The sequence below is a fragment of the Stenotrophomonas sp. SMYL11 genome, from assembly GCF_036320005.1.
Classification (GTDB): domain Bacteria; phylum Pseudomonadota; class Gammaproteobacteria; order Xanthomonadales; family Xanthomonadaceae; genus Stenotrophomonas; species Stenotrophomonas maltophilia_A.
Genome location: NZ_JAWIRS010000003.1, coordinates 294,441 through 318,557 on the forward strand (window position 1 = coordinate 294,441; position 24,117 = coordinate 318,557).

The 24,117-nt window shown below is 66.7% G+C and carries 24 protein-coding genes; 11 read left to right on the forward strand and 13 right to left on the reverse strand.

The genetic code is table 11. The annotated features are described in order from the left end of the window. The first annotated feature begins 27 nt into the window (after positions 1 to 27). The 3 genes from V3B46_RS08175 (at position 28) to V3B46_RS08185 (ending at position 1,962) form a co-directional block, all read left to right on the forward strand. Positions 28 to 663, forward strand: a complete 636-nt coding sequence (locus V3B46_RS08175) for a Rossmann-fold NAD(P)-binding domain-containing protein (RefSeq protein ID WP_329891637.1) — start codon at positions 28 to 30, stop codon at positions 661 to 663. Next, positions 663 to 1,370: a helix-turn-helix transcriptional regulator gene (locus V3B46_RS08180; RefSeq protein ID WP_329891638.1), complete on the forward strand. Its 708-nt coding sequence runs from the start codon at positions 663 to 665 to the stop codon at positions 1,368 to 1,370. The genes V3B46_RS08175 and V3B46_RS08180 overlap by 1 nt, the downstream gene beginning before the upstream one ends. A 205-nt stretch (positions 1,371 to 1,575) precedes the next feature. Next, positions 1,576 to 1,962 carry a VOC family protein gene (locus tag V3B46_RS08185; protein WP_329891639.1) on the forward strand — a complete coding sequence of 129 codons (387 nt, stop codon included), beginning with the start codon at positions 1,576 to 1,578 and terminating at the stop codon, positions 1,960 to 1,962. A 36-nt stretch (positions 1,963 to 1,998) separates the two neighbouring features. On the opposite strand, the gene V3B46_RS08190 is transcribed toward V3B46_RS08185, so the two are convergent. The 5 genes from V3B46_RS08190 to pdhA all read right to left on the reverse strand — a co-directional run bounded on the left by V3B46_RS08190 (position 1,999) and on the right by pdhA (position 7,134). Then, positions 1,999 to 2,982 carry a hypothetical protein gene (locus V3B46_RS08190; protein WP_329891640.1) on the reverse strand — a complete coding sequence of 328 codons (984 nt, stop codon included), beginning with the start codon at positions 2,980 to 2,982 and terminating at the stop codon, positions 1,999 to 2,001. A gap of 272 nt (positions 2,983 to 3,254) precedes the next feature. After that, a complete protein-coding gene (locus tag V3B46_RS08195) occupies positions 3,255 to 4,640 on the reverse strand; it encodes a dihydrolipoamide acetyltransferase family protein (protein WP_032127143.1) in 1,386 nt (461 codons plus the stop codon). Then, positions 4,637 to 4,990, reverse strand: coding sequence for an SH3 domain-containing protein (locus V3B46_RS08200; protein ID WP_005411349.1), 354 nt, complete (start codon positions 4,988 to 4,990; stop codon positions 4,637 to 4,639). Before V3B46_RS08200 ends, V3B46_RS08195 begins: the two co-directional genes overlap by 4 nt. A 1-nt stretch (position 4,991) precedes the next feature. Continuing rightward, complete coding sequence (locus V3B46_RS08205) at positions 4,992 to 6,059, reverse strand: alpha-ketoacid dehydrogenase subunit beta (protein WP_006474353.1); 1,068 nt, start codon at positions 6,057 to 6,059, stop codon at positions 4,992 to 4,994. Then, on the reverse strand, positions 6,052 to 7,134 hold the full coding sequence (gene pdhA / locus V3B46_RS08210; RefSeq protein WP_329891641.1) for a pyruvate dehydrogenase (acetyl-transferring) E1 component subunit alpha: 1,083 nt from the start codon (positions 7,132 to 7,134) through the stop codon (positions 6,052 to 6,054). The genes V3B46_RS08205 and pdhA overlap by 8 nt, the downstream gene beginning before the upstream one ends. Before the next feature lie 335 nt (positions 7,135 to 7,469). On the opposite strand from pdhA, the gene V3B46_RS08215 reads away from it, so the two are divergent. The 4 genes from V3B46_RS08215 (at position 7,470) to V3B46_RS08230 (ending at position 12,015) form a co-directional block, all read left to right on the forward strand. After that, positions 7,470 to 8,345 carry a tryptophan 2,3-dioxygenase gene (locus V3B46_RS08215; protein WP_154264665.1) on the forward strand — a complete coding sequence of 292 codons (876 nt, stop codon included), beginning with the start codon at positions 7,470 to 7,472 and terminating at the stop codon, positions 8,343 to 8,345. A 181-nt stretch (positions 8,346 to 8,526) separates the two neighbouring features. Further along, positions 8,527 to 10,026, forward strand: a complete 1,500-nt coding sequence (locus V3B46_RS08220) for a peptide MFS transporter (protein WP_106469360.1) — start codon at positions 8,527 to 8,529, stop codon at positions 10,024 to 10,026. Positions 10,027 to 10,045: 19 nt separating this feature from the next. Next, positions 10,046 to 10,651, forward strand: a complete 606-nt coding sequence (locus V3B46_RS08225; RefSeq protein WP_329891642.1) for a thioredoxin family protein — start codon at positions 10,046 to 10,048, stop codon at positions 10,649 to 10,651. Between the two features lie 224 nt (positions 10,652 to 10,875). After that, a complete protein-coding gene (locus V3B46_RS08230) occupies positions 10,876 to 12,015 on the forward strand; it encodes a hypothetical protein (protein ID WP_329891643.1) in 1,140 nt (379 codons plus the stop codon). An 81-nt stretch (positions 12,016 to 12,096) separates the two neighbouring features. Here the strand turns inward: V3B46_RS08230 and V3B46_RS08235 are convergent, their stop codons facing one another. After that, positions 12,097 to 12,654, reverse strand: a complete 558-nt coding sequence (locus V3B46_RS08235; protein WP_005411341.1) for a MarR family winged helix-turn-helix transcriptional regulator — start codon at positions 12,652 to 12,654, stop codon at positions 12,097 to 12,099. Between the two features lie 66 nt (positions 12,655 to 12,720). On the opposite strand from V3B46_RS08235, the gene hppD reads away from it, so the two are divergent. Together hppD and hmgA are read left to right on the forward strand one after the other, a co-directional pair. After that, complete coding sequence (hppD, locus tag V3B46_RS08240) at positions 12,721 to 13,833, forward strand: 4-hydroxyphenylpyruvate dioxygenase (protein ID WP_195763227.1); 1,113 nt, start codon at positions 12,721 to 12,723, stop codon at positions 13,831 to 13,833. 101 nt (positions 13,834 to 13,934) lie between these two features. Beyond that, positions 13,935 to 15,242 carry a homogentisate 1,2-dioxygenase gene (gene hmgA / locus V3B46_RS08245; RefSeq protein ID WP_329891644.1) on the forward strand — a complete coding sequence of 436 codons (1,308 nt, stop codon included), beginning with the start codon at positions 13,935 to 13,937 and terminating at the stop codon, positions 15,240 to 15,242. A 75-nt stretch (positions 15,243 to 15,317) separates the two neighbouring features. Here hmgA and V3B46_RS08250 read toward each other — a convergent pair whose 3' ends face one another. After that, the gene (locus tag V3B46_RS08250) at positions 15,318 to 15,851 is read right to left on the reverse strand and encodes a hypothetical protein (RefSeq protein WP_329891645.1); all 534 of its coding nucleotides are present in this window, start codon (positions 15,849 to 15,851) and stop codon (positions 15,318 to 15,320) included. A gap of 125 nt (positions 15,852 to 15,976) precedes the next feature. On the opposite strand from V3B46_RS08250, the gene V3B46_RS08255 reads away from it, so the two are divergent. Then, positions 15,977 to 16,633, forward strand: a complete 657-nt coding sequence (locus V3B46_RS08255) for a hypothetical protein (protein WP_154264659.1) — start codon at positions 15,977 to 15,979, stop codon at positions 16,631 to 16,633. Between the two features lie 73 nt (positions 16,634 to 16,706). After that, entirely contained in the window at positions 16,707 to 17,672 is a 966-nt protein-coding gene (locus tag V3B46_RS08260; protein ID WP_329891646.1) for a sodium:calcium antiporter, read from the forward strand. A gap of 301 nt (positions 17,673 to 17,973) precedes the next feature. On the opposite strand, the gene V3B46_RS08265 is transcribed toward V3B46_RS08260, so the two are convergent. Genes V3B46_RS08265 through V3B46_RS08290 form a run of 6 tightly spaced genes read right to left on the reverse strand, consistent with a single transcriptional unit; the run spans position 17,974 to position 23,896 of the window. Next, a complete protein-coding gene (locus tag V3B46_RS08265; RefSeq protein ID WP_329891647.1) occupies positions 17,974 to 18,363 on the reverse strand; it encodes a Na+/H+ antiporter subunit G in 390 nt (129 codons plus the stop codon). Further along, complete coding sequence (locus V3B46_RS08270; RefSeq protein WP_005411334.1) at positions 18,360 to 18,644, reverse strand: K+/H+ antiporter subunit F; 285 nt, start codon at positions 18,642 to 18,644, stop codon at positions 18,360 to 18,362. The genes V3B46_RS08265 and V3B46_RS08270 overlap by 4 nt, the downstream gene beginning before the upstream one ends. Continuing rightward, positions 18,641 to 19,147 (reverse strand): Na+/H+ antiporter subunit E, encoded by a 507-nt coding sequence (locus V3B46_RS08275; RefSeq protein WP_154264656.1) that lies wholly within the window; start codon positions 19,145 to 19,147, stop codon positions 18,641 to 18,643. The genes V3B46_RS08270 and V3B46_RS08275 overlap by 4 nt, the downstream gene beginning before the upstream one ends. Beyond that, entirely contained in the window at positions 19,144 to 20,679 is a 1,536-nt protein-coding gene (locus tag V3B46_RS08280) for a monovalent cation/H+ antiporter subunit D (protein WP_329891648.1), read from the reverse strand. Before V3B46_RS08280 ends, V3B46_RS08275 begins: the two co-directional genes overlap by 4 nt. Then, positions 20,676 to 21,068 (reverse strand): Na+/H+ antiporter subunit C, encoded by a 393-nt coding sequence (locus tag V3B46_RS08285; RefSeq protein ID WP_154264654.1) that lies wholly within the window; start codon positions 21,066 to 21,068, stop codon positions 20,676 to 20,678. The genes V3B46_RS08280 and V3B46_RS08285 overlap by 4 nt, the downstream gene beginning before the upstream one ends. Then, complete coding sequence (locus V3B46_RS08290) at positions 21,068 to 23,896, reverse strand: monovalent cation/H+ antiporter subunit A (protein WP_329891649.1); 2,829 nt, start codon at positions 23,894 to 23,896, stop codon at positions 21,068 to 21,070. The genes V3B46_RS08285 and V3B46_RS08290 overlap by 1 nt, the downstream gene beginning before the upstream one ends. Between the last annotated feature and the right edge of the window lie 221 nt (positions 23,897 to 24,117).

A 24,117-nucleotide genomic window follows, 5' to 3' on the forward strand; every position in this document is an offset into this window, starting at 1 on the left:
CGACAGGATGCCGCAGTGGAGGTGGAGATGCGCGTGATGTTGCTGGGGGCGACCGGGCTGGTCGGTGGGCTGACCCTGTCCAGGCTGCTGGACGACCCGCGCTGCAGCGCCGTGATCGCGCCGACCCGCCGCCCGTTGGCTGTGGCCCACGCCAAGCTGGAGAATCCGGTGCTGGCCTTCGATGCGTTGCCTGCCGCGCCCGAGTGGGCACGCGTGGATGCGGTCATCTGTGCGCTCGGCAGCACCATCGCCCAGGCCGGCAGCCGCGAGGCCTTCCATCGCATCGACCATGACTATCCGCTGGCGTTCGCCCGGCTCGCGCAGGCGCAGGGTGCGCAGACCTATGTGCTGAATTCCGCAGCCGGTGCCAACTCGCAATCGTCGATCTTCTACAGCCGGGTGAAGGGCGAGCTGGAGCGTGACCTGCGCGCGCTGGGCTTCGCCTCCTTGACCCTGGTCCGCCCCGGGTTGATTGGTGGCGAGCGCAACGAGGTGCGCCGCGGAGAGCACTTCGCATTGACGGTGCTGGGCGCTCTGGGGCCGGTGTTGCCACGGGCGTGGCGGATCAATCCGGCCAGCGAGATCGCCAAGGCACTGGTCGAGGTCGCGCTGGCTCCGCAACCGGGCGAGCACGTGGTGGCATCCAGCGAACTGGTCGGCTGATGTCGCGTGCGCTGCGCCTGACCCAGCTGCTGCAGCTGCTGCGCCGCCATCGACGGCCGGTGCCCGGGCAGGTGCTGGCCGAATCGCTCGGCATCAGCCTGCGCACGCTGTACCGCGATATCGAGACCCTGCGCGAGCAGGGCGCCGATCTGCGTGGTGAGGCCGGCGTCGGCTACCAGCTGGCACCGAGCGATACCCTGCCGCCGATGACCCTGCCGCCCGCCGAGATTGACGCGTTGGTGCTGGGCCTGCGTTGGGTTGCGGCCCGAACCGAACCCGCGTTGGCCGAGGCCGCGCGTGATGCCCTGGCGCGCATCGCGCATGTATTGCCTGCCGCGCGTCGCGAAGCGCTGCGTGACAGCGGCCTGCGCGTGGGTCCTTCGCGTGCTGCGGCCAAGGTGCCGGCCGCACGCCTGCAGGCCGTGCGTGAGGCTGTGGGGTCGCAGCAGCGCCTCAAGTTCGGTTATGAAGATGCGCACGGCCAGCGCAGCGAGCGCATTGTCTGGCCGTTCGCGCTGGGCTACTTCGATGAAGTGCCGATGCTGGCGGCGTGGTGCGAAAGCCGCGAGGATTTCCGTCATTTCCGCCTGGACCGCATCCGTCAGGTGCGTGCGCTGGAGGATCACTACCTCGTGCCGCGCGCCACCCTGCTGCGGCGCTGGCAGAAGGCGCAGGGCATCGCCTCGGACTGGCTGGATCGCTCATAACCACAGCAACAGCGGGGATCGGGGGGTAGAGTCGACTGTTAGTCGACTATCGCGCGCAGCGCGGGATTTTTCGCCGTCGGAACGAAGAGCAGTCGACTAACAGTCGACTCTACCAATAGTCGACTCTACCAACAGTCGATGCTACTGACAGAATCCGTCAGTAGGCGTGTCCCACCATGATCGCTCCCAACAACGGAGCTTCCCCATGTTCACGCCCAGCACCCTGCTGCAGTACGTGCGCGACGTCGCCACCAGCGCCACGTTCTACAGCGGCATTCTCGGCAAGCCACCGGTCGAGCAGTCGCCCGGTTTCGCCCTGTTCCTGCTCGGCGATGGCGCGGCACTGGGCCTGTGGCAACGCGACGACGTGCAGCCGCCGGCGTTCGCACCGGCCGGTGCCGCCGAACTGGCGATGGTGGTCGCAGACCCGGAGGCGGTGCAGCAGATGCACGATGCGTGGCGCGCGCTCGGCGTGCAGATTCTGCAGGCACCGGTGACACTGGAGTTCGGCCACACCTTCGTCGGTGCCGACCCTGATGGCCACCGCCTGCGTGTCTACAGCCGTGCCGAGGGCATGGTCGCGCGCGATTGATTCAGGGAGGGAGCCGGCATTTGCCGGCTCCTGGACCTACCCTTGCTTCTGTGCTGCTTCGATGACGATTGAAAATGTCTCGTCGTCTTCCGAATCCCACTCAATGGCCAGCTGGGCCAGCTCTCCGACCACATCGCGACCGGGATTGCACCGCCTGAGTTCCCTGATGAACTGCCGTATCTGACGGGGCGTCAGTTCACAACCTGGATAATCGAACAGATTGAGTGCTGCATCTGAAGAACGGTCCAGCAGTTCAGGTGCGAGGATGGAGTAGGCTTTGATGTAGCGGGAGAACGGAATATCCGATAGGAAGGTGTCCGTTGCAGTCATGATCGACGCATCATGTGGTGGGTCGCGAAGAAATTCCCTCATGACTGCCAGGACGACCTCTACTGACGGTGGTTTCGTCAGAGGCCGGTAGAAGTGGTCGGCGTATGCACAGCAGCCTTCGTGGATGACCGCAGCATCCGATAGCGTTGCCAGCGTTGAGATCCAGACGTCAGCGTCCAGCGGCGTAACCGGTTCGGCGTCTCCTTGGCGATCGGTCTTGGCGATGAGCGCCCGGACGATGGGCTCGCCATTGCGCCATGACTGCAGACGAGAATCGATAATCGCGTACACCTGCTCCTGCTTGTCCCACATGGAGTCCGGTGAAGGCATGTCGCTTTGCGGAAAAAGGGAGAAGAAATCCGAGGAATAGGGCGCGCGTTTGCAGAAGTAGCGAACGGTAAACTCCAGCAATTCCGGGTCGAACGCCGCGCCAGGGATTTCGTCCTGGAAAGCAGCTTCGATGCATGCCAAGGCATCTGCCGGCGAGGGAGCGGCTGCCACCGTAGAGCCGACCGATGCGTCAAGGAACGCGCTATTTCGGGAGAGCCAACGCAGGAAGATGATGTCCAGAACCCAACTCGTGTTCGATGGATTCTCATCCCTCGGCAGCAGTGTGCTGAACGGGGAGGCGCGGAAAAAATCATCAACCTTGTTCCGGATTTCTTCGAGTGTGGGTGGTGTCTCGAACATGGAAATTCGACGTCTGCAGAGAGGCTCAATGCTATCGAGCTACTCTTGGGAATCCATGCAACTATTCTCAAAATGCTCCCTTGCGCTCTCGCCCGACCGTCGGAGAGCCCAGTAGATCCACGTCCATGCGTGGATGGGGCACGACGGAGCAGGCACAAAAAAACGCCGGGCAGTGCCCGGCGTTTCTCCACTTCATGTGCCAACCAAGGTTGGCACCCACCAGTCAGTTCCACGTGCCAACCAAGGTTGGCACCTACCGATCAGGTGGCCGATCAGCTGGCCAGCGCCAGGTCATCCATCATCGCGCGCAGGAAGCGGGCCGCTTCACCGCCCGTGGCCGCGCGGTGGTCGAAGGTGACCGACAGCGGGATCACCTTGTGCGCTTCCACGCCGCCCATCACCGGGGTCATCTGGTGGCGGGCACGGCCGGCACCGACGATGGCCACGCACGGCGGCACCACGACCGGGGTCGCGTAGCGGCCGGCGAACATGCCGAAGTTGGACAGCGAGATGGTGTAGCCGCTCAGTTCCGAGGCGGCGATCGAACGCGATTCCACCTGCTCGCGCAGGCGGTTGACGCCTTCACGGATGCCGCGTGCATCGAGCATGTCGGCATTGCGCAGCGCCGGCACGAACAGGCCGTCGTCGGTGTCCACGGCAATGCCGATGTCCACCTGCGCGTGCAGGGTGCGGGTCAGCGCTTCGCCGTCAAACCAGGCGTTCATCGCCGGCACCTTCTGCGCGGCAACCACGATCGAACGCACCAGGCGCGCGGTGACGTCGTTGCCCGGCAGCCAGGCGTGGATGTCGGCGTCGTCGTTCAGCGTGGTCGGCACGACCTTGCTGTGCGCATCGGCCATCACGCGCGCCATGTTGCGGCGCACGCCCTTCAGCGGTTCCGGCTGGCCCTTGGCGACCACGCCCGGCGGCTGGGTACGCATCGGCTTGCCGGCAGCAGACAGCGGGGTGCGCGCTTCGCTCTGCACCGGGGCAGACACCTGCGCCGGGGCCGGCGCGGCATAGGCAGCAGCGGCCGGGGCCGGAGCGGCACCGATCTTTGCGCTGCCATCCGCAGCTGCCTGCTTGACGTCGGCCATGGTCACCGCGCCATCGGCGCCGGTGGCGCGCACGCGGGACAGGTCCACGCCCAGCTTGCGCGCGGTGGCACGCACGGCCGGCACGGCCTTGACGCCACCGACGGCCAGCGCCTGTTCGGCGTGCACGGCATTGGAGCTCTGCATCGCGCCGACCACGGTACCGGCGTCATCACGCTCGGCGGCGGCGGGCTTGGCGGCTTCGGCGGCCACCGGTGCGGCAGCAGCGGGAAGCGGCGGCGGGGTCGGTGCCGCGGCCGGTGCCGCATGGCCGTGGCTGTGGCCGGTGTCCTGGCCATCGGCGCGCTGCGGCAGGTTCGGGTCCAGCTCGAAGCTGGCCAGCACCGAACCGGTCGGGATGATGTCGCCGGCAGCGCCGGACAGCTTCAGCACCTTGCCGGAGAACGGCGAGGGCACTTCCACCACGGCCTTGGCGGTCTCCATCGACACCAGCGGCTCGTCCAGCTTGATCACATCGCCTTCCTTGACGAACCACTCGACGATGGTCGCGTCCGGCAGGCCTTCGCCCAGATCGGGCAGGTTGAAGTTCTTGGTCTGGCTCATTTGCAGTTCTCTTCCAGCAGTTCCAGTTCGCGGGCCGGCAGCCAACCCGTCGCGCCATTGGCGCGCTCGGACCACCACCACCCGCCGTGTTCGTGATGAAGCTTCACCATCTCGCCGCTTTCCACATCCAGCTCGCGGGCGTCGTAGTCGCACAGCGCTTCGGCGCGACCCTCGTCCAGCAGCTGCAACCAGGCGATGGGCGCCCATCCAGCGCGCCCATCGTTGGTGCGTACCCAGGCAAACGCCGGCCATTCCTCGTCACGTACACCTACTTCGACGATCTGGCCGGTGTGGAACCGGAGCGGATTGGGATACTGGCTGCGGTAAGCCCCCAGAAGGCGGGCCCGCATGTCAGCCGGCCGCCACCGCGCGTTTGGCCGCAGCCACGATCCGCTCAACGCTCGGCAGGTATTTCATCTCCAGGCGGAACAGCGGAATGTGGGTGTCGTAGCCAGTGACGCGCTCGACCGGGGCCAGCAGGTCGTAGATCGATTCCTCGGCCAGGCGCGCGGCGATCTCGGCCCCGAAGCCCGCGGTCTTCGGGGCCTCCTGCACGATCACGCAGCGGCCAGTCTTGGCCACCGATTCGGCGATGGTGGCGAAGTCCAGCGGACGCAGCGTGGCCACGTCGATGACTTCGGCACTGATGCCTTCACCGGCCAGCTTGTCGGCCGCTTCCAGCGCTTCCTTCACCTGCGCGCCCCAGGTCACCAGGGTCACGTCGGTGCCGTCGCGCAGCACGAAGCAGACGTCCAGCGGCAAGGCCTCGCCGTCGTTGACGACCACTTCCTTGTACTGGCGGTAGATGCGCTTGGGCTCCATGTAGATGACCGGATCCGGCTCGCGGATCGCGGCCAGCAACAGGCCGTAGGCACGCTGCGGCGAGGACGGCAGGACCACGCGCAGGCCCGGCACGTTGGTGAAGATCGCTTCGTTGGCTTCGCTGTGGTGTTCCGGTGCGCGGATGCCACCGCCCCACGGCACGCGCAGCACCATCGGGCAGTGCAGGCGGCCACGCGTGCGGTAACGCAGGCGGGCGGCGTGGCAGACGATATGGTCGACCATCGGGTACATGAAACCGTCGAACTGGGCCTCGGCCACCGGCTTCATGCCCTGCGCCGCCAGACCGATGGTCAGGCCGGCGATGGTGGTTTCATCCAGCGGGGTGTCGAGGATGCGTTCGGAGCCGAAGCGCTGCTGCAGGCCGGCGGTGGCGCGGAACACGCCGCCGTTGACGCCCACGTCCTCGCCCAGCACCAGCACCGACGGGTCGTGCTCCAGCTCCCAGGCCAGTGCCTGGGTGATGGCTTCGATCAGGGTGATGGGGGTGGTGGTCATGCTCTGTTCTCCGCGCGCGACGGCGGCGCTGTCGGCGGCGTTGGTGTGCGCGCCGGGCGCGCCGTTCTTGATCTCATCCATGGCGCTGCTCCAGGGCGATCGCCTGGGCACGCTGGGCCAGCAGGTCCTGCGGCGGATCGGCATACAGGAAATCGAACATCGCCTCGACCGGCTGCACCGGCGTGTTGAGGTACAGGTTCACTTCCTCGTCCACGCGCGTGCCGCACTCGGCGACCCACGCGGTTTCTTCTTCCTCGCTCCAGACGCCGGCGTTGATCAGGTACTTGCGCAGGCGCAGCATCGGCTCGCGCTGCCAGGCATCCTTCACTTCGGCGTCGTCGCGGTAGCGGCGCGCGTCATCGGCGGTGGTGTGGTCGGACAAGCGGTAGGTCATCAGTTCCAGCACGGTGCCGCCGTCGCCGGCCAGCGCACGTTCGCGTGCCTGTTCCATTGCCGCCAGTACCGCGATCAGGTCGTTGCCGTCCACCTGCAGGCAATGCAGGCCGCCGGCCAGGCCCTTCTGTGCCAGCGTTTCGGCACCGGTCTGGGCCGAACGCGGGACCGAGATGGCCCAGCCGTTGTTGACGATGCACAGGATCAGCGGCAGCTTGTAGGCGCCGGCCGAATTCAGTGCCGCGTAGAAGTCGGTCTTGGAGCTGCCGCCGTCGCCGCACACGGCCACCGCGATCTGCGGTTCCTTGTTGAGCTTGAACTTCAGCGCCGCGCCTGCGGCGTGCAGGCACTGGGTGGAAATCGGCACGCAGAACGGGAAGTCCTTGGCCGCGTTGCCGCCGTAATCGTTGCCGCGTTCGTCGCCGCCCCAGTACATCAGCACGTCGTGCGGGCGCACGCCACGCATGAACATCGCGCCATACTCGCGGTACGAAGGCGCGAACACGTCGTCCTTCTGCATCGCAGCGCCGATACCCACGTGCGCGGCTTCATGGCCCAGGCAGGCGGCGTAGGTGCCGAGCTTGCCGGTGCGCTGCAGCGCGATGGATTTGCTGTCGAACGTACGTACGAACAGCATCTGCTTGAACAGCGGTACCAGGACCTTGGGGTCGCGCAGCGACGCGGGCAGGTCATCGCGGACGAGTTTGCCGTCCGTGTCCAGGTACTGCAGGTATTCGATCTTGAATTCAGCGGCAACCGTCATTGCGTACTGCACCTTCGACAGAGAAGTTACAAATGATATGAATCGCCATGTTAAGGAACGCGTACGGAATAGCCTTCCTGCGCCGCAACACGGCGATTCCCCGTTTTACCCCTGCCGGCGGGTGGGGGGCCAATAACAACAACGTATTCAGTCGTTGCTGCAAAGCATCAGAATACGCCTCTGGCTGACCGCCAGTACAACGGCGCGGACGGTTCCACGCGCAGGCCCGGCATCGGCCGATGCTCCACGGCCAACCGCACGCCCCGGTATGGACCCGGCGGCTGCCAGCGCGGCGGCAACGCGCTACCCTTGCCGCCCCCGATCTGGTCCCGCCCATGTCCGTCGACAACAACCAACGCGATCTCGAAGCCGGCATCCACACCGACCTGCAGGGACGCCTGACCTATGGCGGCTACCTGCGGCTGGACCAGCTGCTCAGCGCGCAGCAGCCGTTGTCCAACCCGCCGCACCACGACGAGATGCTCTTCATCATCCAGCACCAGACCTCGGAGCTGTGGCTGAAGCTGCTTGGCCACGAACTGCGTGCCGCAATCGGCTTCCTGCAGCGTGATGAAGTCTGGCAGTGCCGCAAGGTGCTGGCGCGCAGCAAGCAGGTGCTGCGCCAGCTGACCGAGCAGTGGTCGGTTCTGGAAACGCTGACCCCGTCCGAGTACATGGGCTTCCGTGACGTGCTGGGCCCGTCGTCGGGCTTCCAGTCGCTGCAGTACCGCTACATCGAGTTCCTGCTGGGCAACAAGAACGCGCAGATGCTGCAGGTGTTCGAGCACGACCCGGCCGGGCAGGCGCAGCTGCGCATCGTGCTGGAGGCGCCCAGCCTGTACGAGGAATTCCTGAAGTACCTGGCCCGCTTCGGCCATGCCGTGCCGGCGGTGTACGAATCCCACGACTGGACCCAGCCGCATGTGGCCGACGACGCACTGCAGCCGGTGTTCGAGCGCATCTACCAGGACACCGACCGCTACTGGCGCGAGTATTCGCTGTGCGAGGACCTGGTAGACCTGGAGACCGCCTTCCAGCTGTGGCGATTCCGACACATGCGCACGGTGATGCGCGTGATCGGCTTCAAGCGCGGCACCGGCGGCTCGTCCGGCGTCGGCTTCCTGGCCAAGGCGCTGGAACTGACCTTCTTCCCCGAACTGTTCCAAGTGCGCACCAGCCTGCAGGCCGGGCCCCCGGTAGAACAGGGCTGATCCGTATTCAGCTTGGATCCCGTCCGACGGCTGGATCGTTTCAGATGCAAGTTCAGGGAGCAGGCTGCGACCTGCCTCAAACGGCGTGTATTTGACGTGAACGCCAGAAGTCGGTGATCCTCGCGCGTTGCTCCAACTGCACACCGGACGTGCTCGTCATCCACCGAACCAGGAAATCCGCATGAGCCTAAACGCCACTGCGAACACCCCAGAGCCGGCGCTGCCGGACTTCAAGACCACGCTGGGCCACCCGCGCCCGTTGTGGATGCTGTTCATGACCGAGTTCTGGGAGCGCTTTGCGTTCTATGGCATCCGCTGGGCCTTGGTGCTGTACATCGTCGCCCAGTTCTACAACGGCAGCGCTGCCGGTGAAGGCGACGCCAGCCGCATCTACGGCGCCTACCTGGCCCTGGTGTATGCCGCGGCGATCTTCGGTGGCTACGTGGCCGACCGGGTACTGGGCTACCAGCGATCGATCCTGACTGGCGCGATCATCATGGCCGCCGGCCTGTTCATGATCTCGCTGCCGCAGGAACACATCTTCAAGCTCGGCCTTGCGACCATCATCGTCGGCAACGGCCTGTTCAAGCCCAACATCTCGACCATGGTCGGCAAGCTGTACGGCCTGAAGGACGAGCGCCGCGATTCGGGCTTCACCATCTTCTACATGGGCATCAACATCGGCGCGATGATCGCCCCGGTGCTGACCGAGTACCTGGCCCGCAAGGTCTTCGGTACCGACGCGATGCCGTCCTACAAGGTCGTGTTCATCGCCTCGGGCGTGGGCATGCTGATCTCGCTGGTGTGGTTCTACATCGGTCGCGCCGGCCTGAAGGGCATCGGTGCACCGCCGGCCGGCGCTGAAGGTTTCGGCCGCATCATCATGGTGCTGGCCGGTGCCGTGGTTGCCATCCCGGTTGCGTACTTCCTGCTGGCCACCGGCGCCACCGCGCTGGCCTGGATCCTGGGCGCGATGTTCACCGCGCTGGCCATCCTGCTGCTGGTCGAGGGCATCCGCGAAGGCAAGGTGCAGCGCGACCGCGTGATCGCGATGCTGATCATCTTCGCCTTCAACGTGATGTTCTGGATGTTCTTCGAACAGGCCGGCAGCTCATTCACCTTCCTGGCCGAGAACATCGTCAACCGCCAGTTCGGTGACTGGACCTTCCCGACTGCGTGGTTCCAGTCGGTCAACTCGGTGGCCATCATTACCCTGGCGCCGATCATCGCCTGGATCTGGGTGGCCATGGGCCGCGCCAACCCGTCCATTCCGCGCAAGTTCGGCCTGGGCCTGCTGTTCAACGGCGCCGCCTTTGCCCTGCTGATGTACGCGCTGTCGCAGATGGTCGTGGACGGCAAGATCCCGTTCTGGACCCTGTTCATGGTCTACGTCATCCAGTCGGTGGGTGAGCTGTGCCTGTCGCCGATCGGCCTGTCGATGGTGACCAAGCTGGCCCCGGTGCGCCTGGTCGGCTTCGGCATGGGTGGCTGGTTCCTGTCCACCGGCATCGGCAACAACCTGTCGGGCATCTTCGCCGGTGTGGTCAGTGGTGAAGGCGGCATGACGGTCGAGTCGGCCCTGAAGGGGTATACCTTCGGGTTCTGGGCCCTGATCGGCTCCGGCGTGGTGCTGTTCCTGGTCGCCCCGCTGATCAACAAGCTGATGCACGGCGTCAAGTAATGATGAGAGGGTAGAAGGCATGCGCAGCAAGCTCGGTGGTGCAATGGTGGTTGTCTGTGCGGCGCTGATCGGCGCCTGTTCCCAACCGCAACCGCCTGCTACCGCCGAGCCCACGCAGCCTCTGGATACCCGACCCACCGAGCCACCGGTCGCTGACCCCAGCGAACCGGTGGCCTCGGGCAACACCCCGGTGGCGGCGGACATCGCCGCCATCGCCGGGCTAGGCGCGCAGTTCGACCCGGCCCGCGACCCCGTCGACGATCTGGCCACCGCCAAGGTGGAAGCCCAGCGCGGCAAGAAGCGCATCCTGCTCGAGGTCGGCAACGCCGCCTGCGATCGCTGCCAGGCGCTGGACGAGGTGGTGGAAGGCAACGGCGACCTGCGCCGCTTCCGCGATGCCCACTACGTGTGGGTGAAGGTCAACGCCAGCGACGAACAGCCCAACGCGGCTTTCTTCGCGCAGTTCCCGATGATGGAACGCGACTACCCGTACCTGCTGGTACTCGATGCCGATGGCGGACTGCTGGTGTCGCAGGCGACCGGCGAGCTGCGCAAGGGCGAAGCCTTCCAGCCCGCGCGGGTGACCGCGTTCCTCAAGCAGTGGGCACCTGACAAACCGGAATAGGGTAGTGCCAGCCGCTGGCCGGCAGCTTCGGTGGATGCCGACCGCTGACCGCCACCCCGGGGGGGCCGACCGTTGGTCGGCACTGAGGCACATCCACGCATGGCGTGGCTCTACTGCGCGCGCCGTCACACTCTCTGAATCGGCGTCTCAACTTCACCGTACGTACGCCGTTACCGGCAAGGACCTCAGTCGACATCCCGTCGATGCAACCTTCCGGAACGCCCATGCACAGCGACCACGCCGAACGACTGCCCGAACCTGCCAGTGACCTGGGCGAGGGTGGGGCCGGCGAGGGCGTGACCCTGCCGCCGCAGGAGGCGCTGCTGGATGACGCCGGTATCGGCGAGGACACCGTTGAACTGGCACCGCCGCGCCACCGCCTGCCGCAGATCGCGCTGCCCGACAACGTGGTGCTGAAGGGGGCGGTGCAGAAACTGGTCGAGCAGAAATCACGGCTCGATGCATTGGCCGCCGACGGCCAGCTGGCCGGGCTGCTGCCGCCGGAATGGCAGGGCCATGGCGTGCGCGCAATCGAACTGTCCACGTTCATCCAGGGCGTACTGCCGTTCCTGCAGCCGGGCGAACGCGGCGAAACCGCGCCCGCACGCCTGCCGGTGCGCCATGTGCTGGGGGACGACAGCCGCTGGGGCCTGGACGATGTCTCCGAACCGAAATCGCTGGCCTGGTACCTGGCCAGCGACGAGCGCGCTACCGCCGGCAGCAAGGACGTGGCCGAGGCCTATCTGGTGGGTGCACTCGGCCTGGCGTGGATGCAGGAAGGGCGCAGCCGTCCTGGCTTCCTGCGCGCGATGGGCCAGGACAGCCTGGCCGCGCGGGTGACCATGCTCGGCTATCCACCGGCCAACGAACTGGCGCTGTACAGCGTCACCGCGCACGGCCAGCCGCAGATCTGGTGCATGCATGGCCGCCGCCGCATGCGCCCGCTGGTGGCGCCGTGGCTGAGCGTGCCGCTGCTGACCGCCTATGGCGTGCCGGCGCCGATTGCCTGGCCGTCCAGTTTTCCGCCGGTGGAGGCGGTGGCCGAGCTGCTGGCGACCGCACGGCAGGGGCGCGCGCTGCCGGAAGTGGACCTCGCCAAGGCGGTGGCGAAGATCGCTGAAGATGCCGCATCCGACGCCTGGCAGCCGGTCAGCCTGCTGCAGCTCAACACCTGGTCACCGCGTTGGCACTTCTTCCTGGGCACCTTCGTCGGCCTGCCGTCGCTGTTGCTGGTGGCTGCCGCGCTGGCGCTGCCGGGTGCGGTCGAAGCGGCCACGGTTGCCGCCTCGCTCGGCTTTGCCGGCGGTGCCATCGCTGCGCTGGCGGTGCCGTGGATCCATGCGCGGCGCAAGCATCTGAGCTGAAAAAAGGGGACGGAGGGGATTAAGCCGCAATCAGCACATGTGTGCGTGACGCGACTTAATCCCCTCCGTCCCCTTTTTCTTTCAGACCCCTTCGCCCATCCGCTCCAGGCCTTCGCCGGCCAGGCGCAGGATCAGTTTTTCCAGCACCTGCTCTTCCTCTTCGCTCAGCACCGACATCAGTTTGCGGGTGATCTCGATCACCATCGGCGCGATGGTCTCGTAGACCTCGAAGCCGGCTGCCGACAGCGCCAGCACCGAGCGGCGGCGGTCGTCGCCGTGGGTCTCGCGCTTGATGAAGCCACGCTCCAGCAGGCGGGCCACGGCGCGGCTGACCGCCACCTTGTCCATGGCCGTGCGGTCGGAGACCTCGCTGGCCGAGGAGCCCGGGTACAGCGCCAGGATGGTGATCACCCGCCACTCGGGGATCGCCAGACCGTAACGATCGCCGTATAGCTTGGCGATGTTGCCGCTGACCCGGTTGGACAGCACGCTCAGCCGGTACGGCAGGAACTGTTCCAGGTCGAGCAGGACGTGCGAGGAACGCAGGCGGGTCGAAACGGGATCGGCGGGGCTCATGTTGCGGTGCACCTTGCTGGTGGTTTCAAGTGTAACTATAAGGGGTAGGTCCAGACCCTGCATTCTCGCCGGGTCCCTACCTGCCCGCACCTGGTTTGTACCGATGCGGTACCGATTCGGAGCCACGCCATGAATACCGCAGTCCCGACCGCCTCGCACCCCAACCCCGGCATGCAGGTCACCACCTTCGAGAACCCGATGGGCATCGACGGCTTCGAGTTCGTCGAATTCGCCGCCCCGGCCGGCCGTGGCCAGGAGCTGCACGAGTACTTCCGGAAGATGGGCTTCAGCGCGGTGCTCAAGCACAAGCAGCGTCCGATTACCGTCTATCGCCAGGGTGACGTCAACTTCCTGGTCAATGAAGACCCCGATTCGTTCGCCTCGGACTTTGCCGAAAAGCACGGCCCGTGCGCCTGCGGCTTCGCCATCCGCTTCAAGAAGCCGGGCCAGGAGGTCTACCAGACCGCGCTGGGCAACGGCGCCGAAGCGGTCGCCTTCAAGCCGGACAGCAAGGCGGTCAACGCCCCGGTCATCAAGGGCATCGGCGACTGCATGCTGTACCTGGTGGACCGCTACGGTGCGGCCGGCAGCATCTTCGACGGCGACTACGAGCCGATCGCCGGTGCCGACCTGCACCCGGTGGGCTTCGGCCTGACCTTCATCGACCACCTGACCCACAACCTGTACTTCGGCAACATGCAGCAGTGGTCGGACTACTACGAGCGTCTGTTCAACTTCCGCGAGATCCGCTACTTCGACATCAAGGGCCTGAAGACCGGCCTGGTGTCCAAGGCGATGACCGCACCGGACGGCATCGTGCGCATCCCGCTGAACGAATCGTCCGACCCGAAGAGCCAGATCAACGAGTACCTGGACGCGTACAAGGGCGAGGGCATCCAGCACATCGCCTGCTTCACCGAGAACATCTACGAGACCGTCGAAGCGATGCGCGCGCAGGGCGTGGACTTCCTCGACACGCCGGAGACCTACTTCGACGTGATCGACCAGCGCGTGCCGAACCACGGTGAAGACGTGGCGCGCCTGGCCAAGAACAAGATCCTGATCGATGCCGATCCGGAAACCCACCAGCGCAAGCTGCTGCAGATCTTCACCCAGAACTGCATCGGCCCGATCTTCTTCGAGATCATCCAGCGCAAGGGCAACGAAGGCTTCGGCGAAGGCAACTTCACCGCGCTGTTCGAAAGCATCGAGCGCGACCAGATCCGCCGCGGCGTGCTGTAACGTTCTTCGGCAGCGCCGGGCCACGCCCGGCGGCTGCTCACCTGTAGAGCCGAGCCATGCTCGGCTGCTTTCCGTTCCGGCATCGCGTTCCAGGAGCCACCATGTCCACCGCCCTCACCGCCCGCGGCTACCAGTCCGGTTTCGGCAACGAATTCGCCACCGAGGCCGTCGCCGGCGCGCTGCCGGTCGGGCAGAACTCGCCGCAGAAGGTGGCCCACGGCCTGTACGCCGAACAACTGACCGGCACCGCCTTCACCGCGCCGCGTGGCAGCAACCGCCGCAGCTGGCTGTACCGGATCCGCCCGGCGGTGACCCATGGCGAATTCACTCCGTTCGCGCAGTCGCAGCTGCAGTGTGATTTCGGCGCACAGCCGGCCTCGCCGAACCAGCTGCGCTGGAGCCCGTTGCCGCTGCCGGAGCTGCCGACCGACTTCGTCGAAGGCCTGTACACGATGGGTGGCAACGGCTCGCCCGATGCGCATGCCGGCGTGGGCATCCACCTCTATGCTGCCAACCGCGACATGGCCGGCCGCTACTTCTACGATGCCGATGGTGAACTGCTGATCGTGCCGCAGCTGGGCGCGCTGCGCCTGCTGACCGAGCTGGGCGTGATCGAGATCGAGCCGCAGCAGATTGCGGTGATCCCGCGCGGCGTGCGCTTCCGCGTCGAGCTGCCCGATGGCCCGAGCCGCGGCTACATCTGCGAGAACTACGGCGCGCTGCTGAAACTGCCGGACCTCGGTCCGATCGGCTCCAACGGCCTGGCCAACCCGCGCGACTTCGAAACCCCGCACGCGGCGTTTGAGGATGTGGACGGTGATTTCGAGCTGATCGCCAAGTTCGAGGGCCGCCTGTGGCGCGCGCCGATCGACCATTCGCCACTGGACGTGGTGGCCTGGCACGGCAACTACGCGCCGTACCGCTATGACCTGCGCCGCTTCAACACCATCGGGTCGATCAGCTACGACCATCCGGACCCGTCGATCTTCCTGGTGCTGCACTCGCCCAGCGACACGCCGGGCACCAGCAACATGGATTTCGCCATCTTCCCGCCGCGCTGGCTGGTGGCGCAGAACACGTTCCGCCCGCCGTGGTTCCATCGCAACATCGCCAGCGAGTTCATGGGCCTGGTCCATGGCGCCTACGACGCGAAGGCCGAAGGCTTCGTGCCGGGTGGCGCGTCGCTGCATAACTGCATGAGCGGGCACGGCCCGGATGCGCCCACCTTCGACAAGGCCTCCAATGCAGATCTGTCCAAGGCCGATGTGATCAAGGACACGATGGCTTTCATGTTCGAGACCCGCGCGGTGATCCGCCCGACCGCACAGGCGCTGGCCGCCGGCCATCGCCAGGGCGATTACCAGCAGTGCTGGAACGGCCTGCGCAACAACTTCCGGTCGTCCCGATAGCGTGGTGGGTGCCGACCTTGGTCGGCACGCGCCTCTGTGCTTGAAACGACTTAATCCCCTCCGTCCCCTTTTTCTTCAGGCCACTTCGGCGAAGGCGTCGCAATGCTCCAGCGGCAGCGCCTCCAGCAGGCGTTGCCGCACGCGCTGGCAATAGCCATCCGAGGTCAGCGCGGGCAGCATCTGCATCGCCGATTGCAGCCGCTGCAGCACCTCGTCTTCCGCACGCGCCTGCTGCAGGTCGCGGAACAGTGCTGCCGCCTGCGGGTGGCGCTGCATCTCCAGGATGCCCAGCACATAGATGCGCGCGGCCACCAGCGAGCGGCGGCGTTCGACCGCGGGTGCAGCAAGCGCTGCAGGTGCGGCTGCCGGTGGTGTGGGCACCGGCGCTGCTGCGGCTGCGGGTGACGGTGTTGAGGTGCCAGTGCTCAGGTACCCCGCCTGCATAAGCTGGATGACCATCGCCGGTGCGTCCTGGCCGAGCAGGCCGGTCAGGTCGGCAATGGTGCGCTGGCCGTCGCACAGGATCAACAGCCGGCGCTGGCGCATGTCCAGCGGCGCGCGGTGGGCCTGCAGCGCGGTTCGGGCGAGATCGGTCTTGCGCGGTTGCATGGAAGGGACGGCCAGGTCGGTGCTCGCCGAGCCTGAACGAAGGCGATGAAACCGCGATGACAATGCAGCGCCTGCACACGGGATGGGCTAGCGTGCAGCCACCTTCGTGCCAGGGAACCGCACCGATGAAGCACCTTCCGCTTGCTGGTCTGTTGCTCCTTTCGCTCACCGCCTGCAGTGCTGGCTCCGACAAGCAGGGGGCGGCCGGCAGCGGCAGCGATACCCCGGCGGAAACCGCCTCGGCGACCGGGCCCGCGCAGTCGACGGATCCTGATCTGGCAGCCCGTCCAGCCAATGACCGCCGCGAAGACAGTCCCGCGCGCCTGGACGGCTTCGGCGGCGCGAAGCTGGGCGCCGGCATCGCCGAAGTCCGCAGCGGTTTCGGGGAGCCCCTGCAGGGGCTGGGCACCGATGCCAGTGGCAAACCGCTGCCGGCCGACGACAGCAACGACGGCTGCTATTTCCTGCGACCGCAGAATGCCGAAGACCCGCGCCTGATGATCGAAGGCCGCAAGCTGGTGCGCTACGACGTGCGCAGCGCCGCCATCATTGCGCCGGGCGGCGGCAAGGTCGGCATGACCCTGGGCGAGCTGCAGGTGCTGTATCCCGAGCGCGGTGATGTCGTCCCCGACAAGTACGACGAGAAGGCCCAGCACCTGCGCGTGCGGCCGGCGCAGGAGGGTGGCGCGGTGATCGATTTCGCGCTCGGCGCCGACGGCCGGGTCGGCGCGTGGCGGGTCGGGCAGACCCCGCAGGTCGATTATGTGGAAGGCTGTGGCTGATCCTTGATCCACGGCCCAGCCATGCGCGCTGGGCCAGCGTAGAATCGCGCCACGACCGCTGGGGGAGTGCTCGATGATCGCCATTGCAATTGCCTGGTTCCTGCTCGGCCTGCTGCTGCTGGCGCTGGGCGGGGACTCCATCGTCAAGGCCGTGTCCGGCCTGGCGCAACGCTTCGGGGCCAGTCCGTTCACGGCTGGCCTGTTGCTGCTCGGCGTGACCACTTCGCTGCCGGAACTGGCGGTCAACGCGCGCGCGCTGGCGGTCGGTCAGCCGGAGCTGGCGCTGGGAAACGCGATGGGCAGCAGCATCGTCAACCTGGGCCTGACCCTAGCCGTGGCGGCCATGGCTGCGCCACTGCTGCTGCGCGCGCGCCTGCAGACGGTGCTGTGGTGGTCGCTGCTGGCGGCCGGGGTGCTGCTGATCCTGTTCGGTCTTGATGGTGGCCTGGCGCGCTGGGAGGGCGGCGTGCTGCTGGCCGGCTTCATCGTGGTGCAGGTGCTGCTGCTGCGCCGTGGTCGCAGCGAGAGTGCGGAGGTGCAGGCGGCCATCGCCGAGTCCGCACTGAGCCGCACCAGCCTGCCGTTGAATGTACTGCGGGTGCTGATCGCCGCGCTGGCCCTGTACTGGGGCGCACGCCTGGTGGTGGGGGCCGCAGCGGACTTCGGTACTGCACTGGGTTGGACGCCGCTGCTGGTCGGTCTGCTGCCGGTCGCGATTGGTACCGCGTTGCCGGAGGTGGCAACCGCGATTGCTGCCGCACGCCGTGGTCATGGCGACATGGTGCTGGGCCACGTGCTGGGTTCCAGCGTGGTCAACCTGTTGCTGGTGATTGGTGCGATGGCGGTGCTGCAGCCGTTGGCGCTGCCTGCGTCGTTCGTGCGCCTGGAACTGCCCGTGCTGCTGGCCTTCGCACTGGTGCTGTACCCCATGCTGCGCGGAGACCTGAAGATCAGCCGCGGCGAAGGCGCGATCCTGCTGGTCGCGTTCGCGGGCTGGTTCGTGCTGGAGCTGCTGCTGGTGGGTGCCCCGGCGTTGTAGATCCACGCCATGCGTGGATGCGGTTGGCTTCGTGCCGACCAACGGTCGGCACCCACCGGTCAACCCGCCGATGATGCGGTAGCTGCCAACCTCGGTTGGCACTCGGGCAAACAAAGCGCCGACCAAGGTCGGCCTCTACCGGACATTCCGGTCGGTAGATCCACGCCCCGCGTGGATGCGGTTGGTTCCGTGCCGACCAAGGTCGGCACCTACCGGTCAACCCGCCGATGATGCGGTAGCTGCCAACCTCGGTTGGCACTCGGGGAAACAAAGCGCCGACCAAGGTCGGCCTCTACCGGATTCACCGGTTCTGCGTGGTTTCTTCTTCCCGCACGGGTTCCGGCGGCGGCAGCTGCTCTTCGGCAACCGGCTCGTTGCCGGGCAGGCTGGGGCGGGTTTCCATCAGCAGCGACAGCGCGGCCTTGGCCATCATGTGCGCGCTGATCGGTGCGGTGATGAACAGGAACACGGTGATCAGCAGCTCGCGCGGCTGCGGGTCCTGGCCGAGGAAGATGTGGTAGCACACCGAGCACACCAGCACGCAGCCCACGCCCAGCGTGCTGGCCTTGGTCGGTGCGTGCAGACGTTTGAAGAACGTGGACAGCTTCACCAGGCCCAGCGCGCCGACCAGGATGAAGAAGCAACCGAACAGCAGCAGGATCGACAGGCCGATCTGGATCGCGGTGATCATTCGACGATATCCCGGCGCAGCACGAACTTGCTCAGCACCACGGTGCTGCCGAAGCCGAGCATGGCGATGATCAGCGCCGCCTCGAAGTAGATCGGCGAGTTGAGGTACATGCCGAACAGCATCAGCTCGGCGATCGCGGTCACCGACAGGGTGTCCAGCGCGAGGATGCGGTCGGGCACGGTCGGCCCGCGCAGCAGGCGCCAGGTGGCCAGCAGCATGGCCAGGCCGACCACGTGCATGCACACCACCAGGGTGGTCTGGATGACTTCAAAACCGGTCATGGGAAGATCTCCATCAACGGCGCCTCGTAACGGCGCTTGATCGTATCGATCAGGTCCTGTGGGTCCTCCAGGTGCAGCACGTGCACCAGCAGGAACTTGCGGTCGTCACTGAGCGCGGCCGAGACCGTGCCCGGGGTCAGCGTGATCATGCTGGTCAGCGCGGCGATGCCGTGGATGTTGGCGATGTCCAGCGGCAACCAGATGAAACCGGGGTGGATGTTCTTCTCCGGACCCAGCACCTGCACGGCGACGCGGATGTTGGACATCAGGATGTCCCACAGGGTGACGCACAGCAGCTTGGGCAGCGGGCGCAAGGTACCGATGCGGGCGAACTCGCGGTCCAGGCGCGCGGCGAACAGTGGCACCACCACGCCCAGCACCAGCCCCAGCAAGAACTGGCCGAGGGTGAAGCTGTCGGACATCAGCAGCCAGAACGCCACCACCATGATGCTGAGCATCGGCGAGGGAATGACGCGGCGGAACAGGGAGCGCTGGGCGGTCATGGCTGGCGGATCTCCGGCGTGGTCGCGCGCAACTGCTGCACGTACTCGCTGGGGTGCAGCAGCTGTGCGGCGGTGGCGTCGGTGTAGCGCATCAGCGGTGCAGCGGCCAGGGTCATGCCGATGCCGTAGGCCAGCAGGATGCAGGCCGCGTACAGCTCGACCCGGCGCAGGCGTGCCTTGCGCGGCTTCGGTGCATCGGCCTCGACCGGCGGCACGCGCCAGAACAGGCGAATGCCGCCACGGGTCAGGCCCATGATCACCAGCAGGCTGCTCACCAGCACCGCCGTCCACACCGGCGCGGTGTACTGCGCCGGCATGCCGGCCAGCAGCGCGGCCTTGGCCAGGAAGCCGGACAGCGGCGGCAGGCCGGCCACGGACACCGCGCCGATCAGGAACAGCACCGCCGGCGTTTCCTTGCCCGGCATCGGCGCGACCACTTCCTTGCGGTCGCTGGCACCACCGCGGCGGCGGCGGATCAGGTCGGCAATCAGGAACAGTGCGGCGGCGACGAAGCTGCTGTGTGGCAGGTAGTACAGGCCGGCGGACAGCACCTGCGGCGTGCCTATCGAGAAGGCGATGAACAGCGTGGCTGCCGAGACGATCACCAGATACGAGATCAGCACGCGCAGGCGGGTCGCGGCCAGCGCACCGAGGCCGCCAAGTACCAGCGTTGCCACGCCGGCCCACAGCAGCCAGTCGCGGCCGTAGCCGGCCATCGCGCCCGCGTCGTCGCCGAACCACAGCATCTGGATGCGCAGCACCGAATACAGGCCGACCTTGGTCATGATCGCGAACAGGGCGGCCACGGCGGCCGGCGCGCGCGAATAGGCTTCCGGCAACCACAGGTGCAGCGGCATCAGGGCGGCCTTGGCGCAGAACACCAGCAGCAACAGGCCCATCGTGGCCTTCACCAGGGTCAGCTGCGCCGGCGGCACCTCGGCAATGCGCTGCGACAGCTCGGCCATGTTCAGCGAGCCCAGCGAGGCGTACAGCAGGCCCAGTGCGATCAGGAACAACGTCGAGGCGGTGACGTTGAACACCACGTAGTGCAGGCCGATGCGCATGCGCAGGCCGCGGCCGCCACTGAGCAGCAGGCCGTAGGAGGCGATCAGCATCACCTCGAAGAACACGAACAGGTTGAAGATATCGCCGGTCAGGAACGCGCCATTGAGGCCGGCCAGCTGGAACTGGAACAGTGCATGGAAGTGCGGTGCGCGCCGGTCCCAGCCCGAGCAGGCATGCAGCAGGCAGGGAATGGCCAGTAGCAGGGTGGTCAGCAGCATCCACGCCGACAGCCGGTCGGCCACCAGCGCGATGCCCAGACGCGACGGCCAGTCGCCGAGCAGGTAGACGTTGATCTCACCAGTGGCGGTGGCGGCAAACAGCAGGCCCACCGCCAGCGCCAGCGCCGACAGCGCAGTCCAGGCCACCGCGCGCTGCACCCTGGGGCCATAGCGGCGGTGTTCGACGAACAGCGACAGTGCAGCACCCAGCAGCGGAATCAGGATGGGCAGGATCACCAGGTGGTTCATGCGCGGTCCTCGCCCTGGCGCGGCAGCACGCTCTCATCCTGCAGGTCGTCCTCCGGCTCGTGGGCGTCCACATGGTCGCTGTGGTTATCGCTGCGGCTGCGCATGGCCAGCACGATGCTGACCGCGGTCATCGCGAAGGCGATCACGATCGCGGTCAGCACCAGCGCCTGTGGCAGGGGATCGGTGTAGTTGCCGAGGTGGCTGTCCACGCCTTCCTGCAGCACTGGCGCCTTGCCCAGCACCACGCGGCCACCGGCGAAGATCAGCAGGTTGGTGGCGTAGGACAGGAAGGTCATGCCGAGGATCACATCGAAGCTGCGCGCACGCAGCAGCAGGTAGATGCCGATGGCGGTCAGCACGCCGATCGCGGTAGCCAGGGCCAGTTCCATCAGTGCATCTCCCCGGTGCGTGCCGAGCGGCGTTGCAGGTCGATCTCACCCTTGCGGGCAGTGCGGGTACGCGACGGCTTGATCGTGCCCATCATCGACAGCATCAGCATGGCACCGCCGAACACCACAAGATAGACGCCGATGTCGAAGCCGATCGCACTCGCCAGCGGCACGTCGCCGATCAGCGGCAGGTGCAGGTCGAGGTGGCCGCTGGTCAGGAACGGCACGCCGAACAGCATCGACGCGCTGCCGCTGAGCAGGGCGATCAGCAGGCCCATGCCGATGCAGCGGATGTAGTCGAAGCCGAAGCGCGATTCCACCGACGCGGTGCCCTGGATCACGTACTGGATCAGCAGCGGCACCGCCAGCACCAGGCCGGCGATGAAGCCACCGCCCGGCGCGTTGTGGCCGCGCAGGAACAGGAAGATCGATACGGTCAGGGTCAGCGGGAACATGATCTGCGCCAGGTCGGCCGGCACCGGCAGCTTGATCGGCGGGCCGGGCATGATCTGCTCCGGCGCCATCCGCGTGCGACGCAGTAGCGCATGCACCACCAGTGCGGCGATGCCGAACACGGTGATCTCGCCGAAGGTATCGAAGCCGCGGAAGTCGACCAGGATCACGTTGACCACGTTCTGGCCATAGGCCTCGGGCAGGGCACGGGCGAGCAGCTCGCCGGCCATGGTGTTCGGCGGCAGGGTCATGGCGGAATAAGCCAGCGCGCCCAGGCCGGCGCCGGCGATGATCGCGATCACCGCATCGCGGCGCTTGCGCCAGCGCGGCCGCTCCGGCCCGGACTGCGCGGGCAGGTAGTTCATGCCCAGCAGCATCAGCACCAGGGTCACCATCTCCACCAGCAGCTGGGTCAGGGCCAGGTCCGGCGCGGACAGGAACACGAAGGTCAGCGCCACCATCAGGCCGACGCCACCGACCAGCAGCACCGCCAGCAGGCGCTGCTTGTAGACGCGCAGGGTGGCCACCGCGCAGGACATCATCACCAGCCACAGTGCCCAGCCCAGCAGCGGAATCGGCTGCGGCGCGGTCCAGTTCGGCGAGGCCGGGTTAGCCACGAACGGCGCTGCGGCGACCGCGATCGCCACCAGCACCAGGCCCAGCAGCATGCGCTGCAGGCTGCCATTGGCGATGCCGTTGGTCAGGCGCATGGCCAGCGCGGAAACCGCATCCAGCTGCGCATGGAATACGTTGCGACCGGTGCTGACGTTGGTTACGCCGTGCAGGTTGATCAGCTTGCGCAGCCCGAAGTACAGCGCCACGCCCCCGACCACGCCCATCGCGCTCATCGCCAGCGGCAGGTTGAAGCCGTGCCATACCGCCAGGCTGTACTCGGGCATGGCCGGGCCGAGGATCGACGCGGCGGCGGCATGCAGCACCGGCGCCACGGTCAGTGCCGGAGCCACACCCACCGCGATGCAGATCACCACCAGCAACTCCACCGGCACCTTCATCCAGCGCGGCGGCTCATGCGGCACGCGGTCGAGGTCGTGCGGGCCGGGGCCGAAGAAGGTGTCGTGCACGAAGCGCAGGCTGTAGGCCACGCCGAACACACCGGCCAGCAGCGCGGCGATCGACACGGCCGCGCGCATGATGCCCGGCCCGCCCGCGGTAATCGCTTCGGCGAACAGCATTTCCTTGGACAGGAAACCGTTGAGCAGCGGGATGCCGGCCATCGCCAGCGAGGCGATGATCGCCAGCGCGCTGGTGAACGGCATCAGCCTGCGCAGGCCACCCAGCTTGCGCATGTCACGGGTGCCGGTCTCGTGGTCGATGATGCCAGCGGCCATGAACAGCGAGGCCTTGAAGGTGGCGTGGTTGAGGATGTGGAACACGCCGGCCACCACTGCCATCGGCGTGGACAGGCCGAACAGCAGGGTGATCAGGCCCAGGTGGGAAATGGTCGAGTACGCCAGCAGGCCTTTCAGGTCGTGCTGGAAGATCGCGTTCCAGGCGCCGATCAGCAGGGTCAGCGCGCCGATGCCGCTGACCGTATAGAAGAACAGGTCACTGCCGGCCAGCGCCGGGTGCAGGCGCGCCAGCAGGAACACGCCGGCCTTCACCATGGTGGCCGAGTGCAGGTAGGCCGAGACCGGGGTCGGCGCCGCCATCGCGTGCGGCAGCCAGAAGTGGAACGGGAACTGCGCGCTCTTGGTGAAGATGCCGGCCAGCACCAGGAACAGGGCGTACGGGTACAGCGCGCTGGCGCGGATCTGCTCGCCGGCGGCCAGCACCACGTCCAGGTCGAAGCTGCCGACGATGCGGCCGATCAGCAGCACGCCACCGAGCAGGGCCAGACCGCCGCCGCCGGTGATCACCAGCGCCATCCGCGCGCCCTCGCGGGCGTCCTGGCGGTGCGACCAGAAGCCGATCAGCAGGAACGAGCTGATGCTGGTCATTTCCCAGAAGATCATCAGCAACAGCAGGTTGCCCGACAGGACCATGCCCAGCATGGCGCCCATGAACAGCAGCAGGTAGCAGTAGAAGCGGTGGGCGTTGTCCTGCTGGCTCAGGTAGTAGCGCGCATACAGCACCACCAGCGCGCCGATGCCGAGCACCAGCCCGGCGAACATCCAGGCCAGCCCGTCCAGACGCAGGGTGAAGTCCAGGCCGATCTGCGGCAGCCAAGGGACCATCGTCCGCACCAGCTGGCCGTCGAGCACCGACGGGGTCAGCCAGCCGAGGATGGCCAGCCCGCCCAACGGCGCCAGCGCCGCCAGCCAGGCAGCAGTCGAGCGCGAACTACGGGGGAAGGCCGCAACAGCCGCTGCCATCAGGAACGGCAGGGCCAGCAGCAGGGGCAGGCTGGGGAGCATGCAGGGAATCCATGATTCACGAGCAGGTCAGGGAGAATAACAGGCTGCGAAATGTCGCCGAAACCCATCGAACAGCGATCAATTGCATGTAACGTTCGCTGATTCATTTTTTCTGCGGTGCAGCATCGCGTTCCTGCAGTCACTCCCCGGTTGCCCTAGAGGGACACCCTACGCCCACGCAGGGAGACCGCAGGCCCTGTCGCACAGGGGCTGCCGTCGAC